Annotated in this window: 8 protein-coding genes; 3 read left to right on the top strand and 5 right to left on the bottom strand. The window is 38.3% G+C overall.

The features are described 5' to 3' along the window. The 3 genes from MNY27_RS07340 to MNY27_RS07330 form a co-directional block, all read right to left on the bottom strand. Positions 1 to 545, bottom strand: a 545-nt coding sequence (locus MNY27_RS07340; protein WP_346392053.1) for an FGGY family carbohydrate kinase, incomplete at its 3' end; no start/stop codon positions are given. After that, positions 542 to 1,717 (bottom strand): class II aldolase/adducin family protein, encoded by a 1,176-nt coding sequence (locus tag MNY27_RS07335; RefSeq protein ID WP_346392052.1) that lies wholly within the window; start codon positions 1,715 to 1,717, stop codon positions 542 to 544. The genes MNY27_RS07340 and MNY27_RS07335, both read right to left, overlap by 4 nt. 4 nt (positions 1,718 to 1,721) lie before the next feature. Further along, entirely contained in the window at positions 1,722 to 2,009 is a 288-nt protein-coding gene (locus MNY27_RS07330) for a putative quinol monooxygenase (RefSeq protein ID WP_346392051.1), read from the bottom strand. Between the two features lie 69 nt (positions 2,010 to 2,078). Between MNY27_RS07330 and MNY27_RS07325 the strand changes: the two genes are divergently transcribed. From MNY27_RS07325 to MNY27_RS07315, 3 genes are read left to right on the top strand one after another with little or no spacing between them, the layout of a single operon-like run. Further along, complete coding sequence (locus MNY27_RS07325; protein WP_346392050.1) at positions 2,079 to 4,589, top strand: HD domain-containing protein; 2,511 nt, start codon at positions 2,079 to 2,081, stop codon at positions 4,587 to 4,589. Between the two features lie 12 nt (positions 4,590 to 4,601). Beyond that, positions 4,602 to 6,416 carry a glutamine--fructose-6-phosphate transaminase (isomerizing) gene (gene glmS, locus MNY27_RS07320; protein ID WP_152184277.1) on the top strand — a complete coding sequence of 605 codons (1,815 nt, stop codon included), beginning with the start codon at positions 4,602 to 4,604 and terminating at the stop codon, positions 6,414 to 6,416. A gap of 4 nt (positions 6,417 to 6,420) precedes the next feature. Then, positions 6,421 to 8,268: a GGDEF domain-containing protein gene (locus tag MNY27_RS07315; RefSeq protein ID WP_152184278.1), complete on the top strand. Its 1,848-nt coding sequence runs from the start codon at positions 6,421 to 6,423 to the stop codon at positions 8,266 to 8,268. Positions 8,269 to 8,334: 66 nt separating this feature from the next. Here the strand turns inward: MNY27_RS07315 and MNY27_RS07310 are convergent, their stop codons facing one another. Together MNY27_RS07310 and thiC are read right to left on the bottom strand one after the other, a co-directional pair. Further along, complete coding sequence (locus MNY27_RS07310; RefSeq protein ID WP_152184279.1) at positions 8,335 to 9,492, bottom strand: Mrp/NBP35 family ATP-binding protein; 1,158 nt, start codon at positions 9,490 to 9,492, stop codon at positions 8,335 to 8,337. Positions 9,493 to 9,597: 105 nt separating this feature from the next. Further along, positions 9,598 to 10,986, bottom strand: a complete 1,389-nt coding sequence (gene thiC / locus MNY27_RS07305; RefSeq protein WP_152184280.1) for a phosphomethylpyrimidine synthase ThiC — start codon at positions 10,984 to 10,986, stop codon at positions 9,598 to 9,600. Between the last annotated feature and the right edge of the window lie 153 nt (positions 10,987 to 11,139).

Genomic DNA, 11,139 nt, shown 5'->3' with positions numbered 1-11,139 from the left:
ATGCCTGTTGTTCCTGCATTACTTGGATCCACTGCTATTTTTCCACTGAGTTTTGCTAATATCCAGTCCCCTATCATCGAGATAGAAGCTACTTTTTTATAGATGTCAGGGCGATTATTTTTCAGCCATAAAAGACGAGGCAAGGCTCCAAGAGCAAAAGTCTGTCCACTCTTTTTGTAAAACTCTTCTTCGATGCCGGGATAGTTCTCTTTTAAATACTTCACCTCATCAGCTGCTCGTGCATCGACATTTGCCACACCCCAAAGCTCATTCCCATCTGCATCATAAAGTACTATCCCCTCACGCATACTTGTAGCCGAGAGTGCCAAAATATCATCAGCATTGACATCTTGAATAGCCTCTTGAATACAGCTACAAACCAGAGACCAGTTCTGCTCAAAATCAAAGCTCATAGAGTTTGGAATACCATCCTCTTCTAAGTGTGTCCACTCTCTTTGACTCATTGCAAGTTGATTTCCTTTGGTATCAAAAAGCACCGCACGGATGCTTCCTGTTCCTGCATCTATGGCTAGTAGGTATTTCATTTTTTAAGTTTTGCCTGTTCTAATTCCCAGTACTCCATCGCAAAGCTATCTTTCTCACTAATGCTTTGATACCCACCAAGTTTATCGGCGCGAAGTACTGCCAACATCGTATGTTCTACAATGTCATAAATTATCTTTGCCTCTTCACGACTTTTACCAAAACAGACAACCGCCAAATTTTTGATAATCATATAATTTGGTGCAGGATTGAGCATTACCTCATCCGTAGCATACTTGTTAAAGTACTCTTTATAAGCTGCAATATATTGTTCTATCCCACCAATAAGGTCCGTATCTTCCATAATAAGCGGTACACGTTTTGTTCTAATAATATGCTCTGGTGTTAAAACCCCACGTGAAGCGAACTCACGCAGATTTGGTTGTGATGCATAAAAAGCGGCAAGTGGTGTTTGGTTGATAGCAATGTGAACTTCATGCCCTTTATACTCACTCATCGTTTTTATAACCCGTGCAATATCACAATCACTGTGTACATAATTATGTTCTATATGAACAATGGCATTTTCATCCAAAAACTCCTCTGCACGGCTCACGGCATCTATCATTTTAGAGTACGAAGCTTTTGCATCATCATCAAAGGTAAAAATTCCATGATTATGTAAAATGATACCCTCTATCTCATCCCAGTTCATATTTTTTGTCAATTCATAAATCTTATGCGCCAACTCAAAGCCCGGCATCACATAATCAACTATCAAAAAGTTCCCAAAAAGCTTGACAATGTGCTCATCTCCATTGACTGAATTTGAGATAGTCACGATTGCATCTGCATGGGTATGGTCCACAAATTTGTAGGGTATGAGTGCGTGCAGTATAGCTTCAACCGAAGGGTTTGGAGCATTTTCATCAAGCATCGCCTCACGCTGCAGTGCTACCATTTCCGAATCACTCAAATGCTCTCTCTTTGCCATATCAAGCAGCGTGTCAAGATAGACCCCAGAAAAACCTTCCGGTTTAATCGTTGCCAGGTCCCAACCACTCCCTTTTACATAAAGAACATCTTCACCGTTTACTTTGCTCTTAACGGAAGTATTACCACCGCCATGTAGAACCAGTTCATCATTTTCACCAAGTAAATTTGATGTATATACCCGCAATTCCAAGTCATTTTTACAAGCCTGAGCCTGTTTATCTATCCATAAATTATCCATAACACTAGCCTAATACTTCCAGCTCATCTGTGTATTTCTTTTCACAGTATGGCTCATAACTTGATTTATAGACTGCATAGTGAGCAGAAGCTTTATGTCCATCAAGTGCGGCTTCATCTTCCCAAGTCTCTACTGCCATAAATTTACGGCGATTGTTCTCATACTGAAATATCTCATAAAAGATACACCCTTTTTCAGCTTTGCTTGGCTTGACCATTGCCCCAAGCAACTCTTTCATCTTATCTTCGCAACCCTCTTTCGCGATGAATGTCACCCTTTTTGTAATTGTCATTTTATTTCTCTCTTCTTCTTTTTTTTAGTTTTAAAGAGAGATTATAGCAAAAATTCAATATAATCATATATGGACTTATTATTACATATTGAAGATATCATAGAAAATAACGGCTCAGACTTTGAACTCTCAAAACTTTTTAAGCAATATATCAAAGAGTACAAAGAGTCACTTCCAGAACTTTTTAAAGAGAATCAGGGAAAAGACTTTCTTGTTAAACATACGAAGAAACTCGACTCTATTATTACACTGATGTACAAAACTGTACTGCGCCGTCTTTTTGGAAACTATCTGCCTATGCGAAGTCAAATTCCGATAGCAATCGTAGCACTCGGCAGTTACGGACGTGAACAGCTCTGTGTCCACAGTGACATTGACCTGCTTATCGTTTATGAAAGAGTTGAAGGGTATCAGACTGAACTCATCATAGAAAAACTTTTCTATCTTGCCCTTGATGCAGGAATGAAACTCGGGCATCGTGTCCATGAGACAAAAGATCTCTTTAAAGCCGCGAATGAGGAGATCACCATTCGTACATCACTAATGGAATCCCGTTTTATTACCGGTTCTCCTTTTACCTGGCATGCAACAGAGAGAGAACTGGGTAAAATCAGATCATATCAGCCAAAAGAGTTTATCTTGGCAAAAATTGAAGAGGCGCAAAAAAGACGGAAAAAGTACCCTATCTCAATGCAGCCTAACATCAAAGAGGGAGTTGGCGGACTGCGTGACTCGCAACTTATCTTCTGGGTGGCTCGTACCATCTACAATGTCAACAACATTAAAGAACTCAGTGGCAAAATATTTTCAGACGAAGAGTATAAAGAGTTTCGCATCGCATTAGAGCTTCTTTATCGTGTCCGTTCTGCTCTGCATCTCATCACAGGGAAACAAGAAGACAAACTTCTTTTAGAACACATCCCGCAAGTCAGCTCTATGCTTGGTTTTAAAAAGCAGGAGAAGTTTGCGTCAAAAGTTCTCCAAGCCGGATGGAGAATCAATAACTTCACACAGATATTTATCAAAAAAATGGTACGTCCTTTCATTGTCGATCCAGCATATATAACAAAGTTCCGTCATGCAAGACTTCGTAAAGGTATCTATCTCTTAAATGACAGGCTCTTTGCATCTTACAATCTCAAACCTCTGCCGATCAATACACTTTTAGAATTACTCATCTCTCTTGAAGATAATGATTACCGTTTTGATGCAGGTTTTTTAAACCAGTTTACCTATACAAAAATCTCACACCCTTTGAGTAAAAAAACATACACGCTTATTAAAAAGCTCTTTTACAAAAAACATATAGCATCATTTTTAAAACTTTTCTATGATGCAGGTATTTTGGCTGAGCTCTTTGCTAACTTCAAAAAAGTGATGCACCTGCCACAATTTGACGGCTATCATCACTACCCTGTCGATATCCACTCCATTAAGTGTGTTCAGGCTTTGGAAAACATCAAAGAAGACTTCATACAAGAACTCTTTGATAAACTGAGTGAAGAAGAGAAACTGCTTCTAAAAACCGTTGTCTTTTTTCATGACAGCGGAAAAGGCAGAAAACAAGACCACAGTGAAGTGGGTGCAAAACTCATGCTGCAATTTGCAAAGCACATAGGGCTTGGCGAAGAGCTGAGCTCACGTGCAGTAACACTGGTCAAACACCATATATTAATGAGCAATGTTGCCTTTAAAGAGAACATTCATAATGAAAAAACTCTCTATAAGTTTATGTCAAGTGTCGGTGATACGAAAAACCTCAAGCTCCTTTATATCTTGACCTATGCAGACATTAACGGTGTCGGTGGCGATACATACAACTCCTTTAATGCAAAACTGCTTTATGATCTTTATAACAGTGCCCTTGAAATCGCAGAAAACAGTGAGAGAATCACCGATGCGAAAAAACGCCTTATCATAGAAAGACGTGTCAAAAACCTTGAAGCCTTTAAAGCGCTGCCACGTCTTCTACAGAAAAAGATCCTCGCTGTCGAGTCCAATCTTTTCTTTTTTAAACACATGCCGCAAGATATCATTGAGATTGCAAAAAAAGCAAATGCTACTAAAGAGTACAGTTTTACGACAAAAAACAAAGAGTCCCTTACGATTGAAATCTACAGACGTATTCCACTCAATGTCGGCTACCTGCTTGCAACACTCTCTCATTTAGATGTTGCCTCTATGGAGATTTTTACACTCTTTGACGATATCAAATACTTTAAAATCGAGTTTATTAAAAATGTACAAGGCAATGAGCTCATCGAAGTGCAAGATATCATTGATAATGCCTTTGATATGAGCAGAGAAGTCCCACTGAAAAAGGTCAATATCAAACGTGATGAGATAAAAATCGACTGTGAGCATTCAAAAACACATGCCGAACTGAGCATTCATACGCAAAATCAGATGGGACTGCTGGCTTATGTCATGCATAGATTTGAAGAGATGCATATCAATATCATTACAGCAAAAATCCATTCAAGCAAATATAAAGTGCGAGACAGCTTCTTAATGGAAAAACAACATGACATATGCGATAATGTCGATAAAATTTATGAAATGCTATCAAATGAACAGTAGAGGACTTTTTTTATGTGCGGAATAGTTGGTTATATCGGTCAAAAGAATACAAAAGAGATTTTACTCGAAGGGCTTAAAGAGTTAGAGTACCGTGGGTATGACTCAGCAGGTATTGCAGTACTGAGTGATGGGGTATTTTCAAGTTTTAAAGCAACAGGAAAACTTGTCAATCTTGAGGAAAAGACAAAAGATTTCACTACAGACAAATTTGCTGTAGGTATCGGCCATACACGCTGGGCGACACATGGAAAACCAACAGAACTCAATGCACACCCTCACGTAGGAGAAAACTCTTATGTTGTTCATAACGGTATCATAGAGAATTATGCAGAATTAAAAAAAGCACTCATTGATGATGGTGTAACTTTTCTTTCACAGACCGATACCGAAGTCATTGTCCATCAGTTTGAGAAAAATCTTAAAGGCAGTGATGATGCATTTGATGCCTTTAAGAAGACAATAGCAGAACTTGAAGGTGCTTATGCCATCTTACTTGTGACAAAAGCAGAAAATGACAAAATCTTCTTTGCAAAACACGGTTCACCTATGCTTGTCGGTATCAATGCTGAAGATGAGAAATATTTTGCCTCTTCAGATACACCGCTTATCGGTCACTGCACAGATGTAAATTATTTTGAAGATGGAGATTATGGGTATGTCTCACGTGAGGATATTCTTATATTTGACAAAGACAACCAGCAAAAACAACCTCATTTTGTAAAACTCTCTACAAACAAACTCTCTGCTCAAAAGGATGGCTACCGCTTCTTTATGGAAAAAGAGATTTATGAGCAAAGCGATGTCATAGCCGATACACTGCTTGGACGTGTTACGGAAAAAGAGGTCATCTTTGAAGAGCTCGATTCTAAGCTGTTTGAAGGCATCAATGAGATAAAACTCTGTGCATGTGGGACATCCTACCATGCAGCACTTACAGCTTCTTATATGTTTGAGCGCTACTCAAAAATAAAAACATCGGTAGAAATAGCATCAGAATTCCGCTATCGTGAGCCGATTATGACCAAAGATACTCTTTTCGTCGTTATCAGCCAGAGTGGTGAAACAGCAGATACACTTGAAACATTAAAAATGGCGAAAGAAGCAGCTCTTAAGACACTTGTTATATGTAATGTTGACAACTCTTCTATGGTGCGTCTTGCAGATGCAACAATCCTCACGCGAGCAGGAGTAGAAAAAGGTGTCGCATCAACAAAAGCATTTGCAACACAGGTCACTCTGTTTTGGATGCTCTCTCTCTATCTGGCAAAAATAAAAAGCTCTCTCACGCAAGAAGAAATTATGCATCAACTTGAGCTTTTGCGCACCATTCCAACATCTGTAAAAGTTGAGGACAGCATGCATGAACGCATCAAACGACTCTCAAAACGCTATCTTCACGGACATGGATTCTTCTTTATCGGACGTGATATATTTTTCCCACTTGCATTAGAGGGTGCACTTAAACTCAAAGAGATAAGCTATCTTCACGCAGAGGGTTATCCAAGTGGTGAGATGAAACACGGACCTATCGCTTTGGCAGATCCTGAGCTTTTTACTATTGCCCTGCTTCCGGAACACCTTTTATATGAAAAGTCCAAATCAAATGTAGAAGAGCTTAGTGCAAGAGACTCAACAATTTGTGCCATTAGTCCGATAGCATTTGAGAAAGCAGATGACTTTATCCAAACAAAAAAACAAAAAGATTATATGTTGGAATTTTTTGAGATGATGGTTGTTGTTCAACTATTATCACTTGAAATTTCTGTACGTCTTGGTAACGATGTAGATATGCCAAGAAATTTGGCAAAAAGTGTAACGGTGGAGTAATAAGATGAAAAGTAAATTAAAACTATTAATTATTGTCACCTTAATGCTTCTTGGTTTAGGAGTTGCGACCATTGTTAATATCTCTTTGAATTTTAGAGAATACAGCCTAAAAAGTGCCACAGAGAAAGCAACTACTACAGCAGCAATTGTAAAAGATGGTCTTACTGCCCATATGGTAAACGGCATTATGGATAAAAGACAATACTTTTTAGAACAGATATCTTCCAATAATACTGACATCAAATCTCTTTGGTTGGTACGTTCACCTAATGTTATCAAACAGTTCGGACCTGGTTTTAACAGTGAAACCATCAGAGACTCTCTGGATAAAGAGGTTTTAAAAACAGGAAAAACTACGAAACAGATACATGAGACTACAGATGCTATTACCCTAAGAGTTTCCATTCCATATAAGGCAACAGCAATAGGTCGTCCAAACTGTTTAAACTGTCATGATGTCCAACGAGGTGATACGCTTGGTGTTATCAGTATGGAGTTTGATATTACAAATATGCGAAATGCAGGACTGATTACTATTTTAAAGATTCTTGGTATGAACCTCGTATTTATAATCGTAGTATTATTGCTTATAAATCATTATATTACACCCTATATGCACCTATTCTCCAACATGCAAGAAGGCATACAAAAAGCCTATAGTGGTGATTTTACGCATAAGTTCACAACAACCGTTCAGGGTGATGCTAAAAAAATCGTAGAACAACTCAACACTCTTTTTCGAAAAATGCAAGATACCTTTGGCGATATCAAATATAATCTTGCAACCTTTATTCCCCAAGGTTCTGTATCTTCCACTGATCCACTCTATGAAGCAAAGATGATCATAAAAGAGCTCTCAGATATCTATAAATTTAAAAAGACGATAGAACTCGACCTTTCAAAAAATGCAGTATATGACAGAATTATTGATGTATTAAGAACTAAATATAATTTTACTCATTTTGCTTTTTATGAAATAAATACCAATAATAACTCTCGAAAGCTCATCTATATATCCACGGGTGAAAGCATTTGTGATTTGGAAGTAGAAGAAGATGCTATTCTCTGTCGTGCATATCGAACAAAATCGGATGTCATATCTACAGAGTTTGTCAATTTATGTCAATCATGTTCCTCTGATGATCTTGATTATATTTGTATTCCGTTTGATATCAATGATGAATATTCACTCGTCATTTCAATCACAACAAAAGAGAGTTCAGAAATCAGTAAAATAAATTCTTACATTCCAAGTATAAAAAACTATCTGGAAGCTGCAAAACCGGTAATTGAGAGTAGAATTCTCACAGATAAGTTACGAGAAAGCTCTTTAAAAGATGGTATGACTGGACTTTATAACAGAAGATTTTTAGAAGAGTTTATCGACACTTTCATGAAACAGGCACAAAGAAGTAAAGAGAGCTATAGTCTTTTAATGCTCGATGTTGATTTCTTTAAACAGGTTAATGATACTTATGGCCATGATGTAGGTGACAAAGTTATTGTCGCTATTGGTGAAGTGTTAAAGGAAAATATCCGTGAATCAGACTTAGCTGTCCGATATGGTGGTGAAGAGTTTTTAGTACTGCTTCATAATGCCAGTGATGAAGGAGCACTCATGGTTGCCAAAAAGATTCATGAAGCATTTGCCGCACTTATTTTTGATGTCGGTCATAGCGAAACTATACAAAAAACAATGAGCATCGGCATAGCAAAATTCCCTTATAATGGTGATACTATCTGGAAATGTATAAAGCTCGCAGATACAGCTCTATATGTTGCAAAAACAACAGGTAGAAATAAAATCGTAGAATATACAAAAGAGATGAGTGAAAATAAAGATTTACGTTAGAGGAAACATACTTAATAGTATGTGACGAGCAAAGCAACGCAAAAGAAGCGTTGCTATTATACTTTTTTAGCTACAGCCGCATCCGCCGCCGCTACTCTGTGGTGCTGAAGACGCCCCACCAGTAGAACAAGCCGATACACCTGGAGGTGTTGTAGGCTGAACAGCTTCATTGTCCACTCCACCATTAGCATTGATTTCTTCGATAGTTGCCCAAATAGACTCTGCTGCTTTCATATAGCGTTTTGCAGACTCAGAATCTGGAGCTACGAAAGTGATAGGTTTTCCTTCATCACCACCCGTTCTGATTGCCGGCTCGATTGGAATCTCAGCGATAACTTTTGTATCGAACTCTTTTGCCATAGGCTCAGAAGTTCCTTTACCAAAGATATCATACTCTACACCGGTATCCGGTGCAATGAATCCACTCATATTCTCAACGATTCCAGCGATTGGGATGTTCAGTTTTTTGAACATATCAAGTGAACGACGTGAGTCATCGAGAGATACCCCTTGTGGCGTTGTAACTGTAAGACCAGCTGTTACTGGAACAGATTGTGCAAGTGTAAGCTGTGCATCACCAGTTCCCGGTGGCATATCAATTACAAGTACATCTAGCTCTGACCATAAGATATCACGTAAGAACTGCTCGATTGCCTTCATGATCATAGCACCACGCCAAATTAAAGATTGTCCCTCTTCCATGAGTGAACCCATAGACATTACTTCAATGCCATAAGCCTTGATAGGAAGCACTTTGTTTCCGTTTACTTCTGGTTTTACATCAGCAACACCAAGCATACGAGGAACATTTGGACCATAGATATCTGCATCTAAAAGACCTACTTTTTTCCCTTGCTGTGCAAGAGCGATAGCAATGTTTACAGATGTTGTAGATTTACCAACGCCACCTTTTCCAGAACTTACCATCAAGAAGTTTTTAATTTGCGGTGCGATATTTTTACCTCTTGAAGAGCTCTCTCTTGGCATTACTGGTGCTTTAATATTTAGAGTTACATTTATTGCACCTGCACGCTTTAGCTCCTGTGTTGCTTCATCTTTAATCTGCTGTGCAACTTCTGGTGCTGATGAAGTGATATCTACTGTCAGACTCACATCATTACCATTGATTGCAATATCTTTTACAAAACCAAATGTTACGATGTCCTTGGTAAAACCAGGGTACATAACTTTTGACAATGCTGATTTTACTATTTCTTCAGTCATTTGTATTTTCCTTTAATTTATTTTATAAATGTTATTTTCGAAGCTTATCATATCTAAATAAGACAAATATTGTCTTATTTAAGATCAATTTTTTCAAAAAAACGTTTAAGCTAAGGCTTCAGCCTCTTCTTTTGCTTTTGACTCATCGATGATTTTCTGGATTCCTTCTGGATTATCCATAATATCCTGTGTAATTTTGTATGAACAGAATTTCGGTCCACACATAGAACAGAACTCTGCTTCTTTAAATACATCTTGAGGCAGTGTCTCATCATGATACTCACGTGCACGTTCACTATCAAGTGCCAACTCAAACTGTTTCTCCCAGTCAAATGTATAACGAGCATCACTCATAGCATCATCAACATCACGTGCACCTTTGCGACCACGAGCGATGTCAGCTGCGTGAGCTGCAATTTTATACGCGATGATTCCCTCACGTACATCATCTGCATTAGGCAGTCCCAAGTGCTCTTTTGGTGTTACATAACAAAGCATACTAGCCCCATGCCATCCACCAACAGCAGCACCGATTGCAGATGAGATATGGTCATATCCAGCTGCGATGTCAGTTACTAAAGGTCCTAAGATATAAAAAGGTGCTTCATGACAAAGCTCACGCTGAATCTTCATATTACGCTCGATTTGATTAAGAGGTACATGTCCCGGACCCTCAATCATAACCTGAACATTTTTCTCCCATGCGCGAAGTGTTAGCTCTCCAAGAACTTTCAACTCACCAAGCTGTGCATCATCAGATGCATCTGCCAAACAACCAGGGCGCAGTGAATCACCTAAAGAGAGACTTACATCATACTTTGCACAGATATCCAAGATATCATCAAATGCTGTATAGAAAGGATTTTCTCTATGATAGTGCATCATCCACGCAGCCATTAATGACCCACCACGAGATACGATTCCCATTTTACGTTTTGCAACTTTTGGCATAGTCTCTAACAGGAAGCCTGCATGAATTGTAAAGTATGAAACACCCTGCTTTGCTTGACGTTCTAGAACTTCAAGCATTACATCAATAGTTAAATCCTCAATCTTATTACCAACATCATGTAAGATCTGATAGATTGGCACTGTACCGATTGGGATCTTAGAGTTTGCGATAACAGCTTTTCTGATCTCATCAAGATCTCCACCTGTACTTAAATCCATCGCTGTATCTGCTTTATAGTGTTGTGACACTTGAACTTTCTCTATCTCACCTTGTACATCAGAAGCGATTGCCGATGAACCTATATTTGCATTAATCTTACATTTACTAGCGATTCCGATTGCCATCGGCTCTAATGATGTATGATTTACATTTGCAGGTATAATTAATCTTCCTCTTGCTATTTCACTACGAACGAGCTCAGGAGACAAATCTTCTATTTTTGCGACATACTCCATCTCTTCTGTGATGATGCCTTGCTTTGCGTAATACATCTGTGTTCTAACAGGATCATTCTCACGCTTTTTTACCCATGAAGATCTCATAAGTCTCTCCTCAAAATTATCTTTGTCTTTATATATATGATGGAAATATAATCAAATAAAGTTAATCTAATATAAAGTGGATAGATTTATTGGTGAGCTAAAGGAACTCTCAGTAGGAAAGCTGCTCTTTTAAGATTTAAAAAGCTTTTGATG

The sequence above is a fragment of the Sulfurimonas sp. NWX79 genome (assembly GCF_039667035.1).
GTDB lineage: Bacteria > Campylobacterota > Campylobacteria > Campylobacterales > Sulfurimonadaceae > Sulfurimonas > Sulfurimonas indica.
The sequence above is the reverse complement of the archived record's forward strand: the minus strand, read 5'-3'. Positions and strand labels throughout refer to the sequence as shown.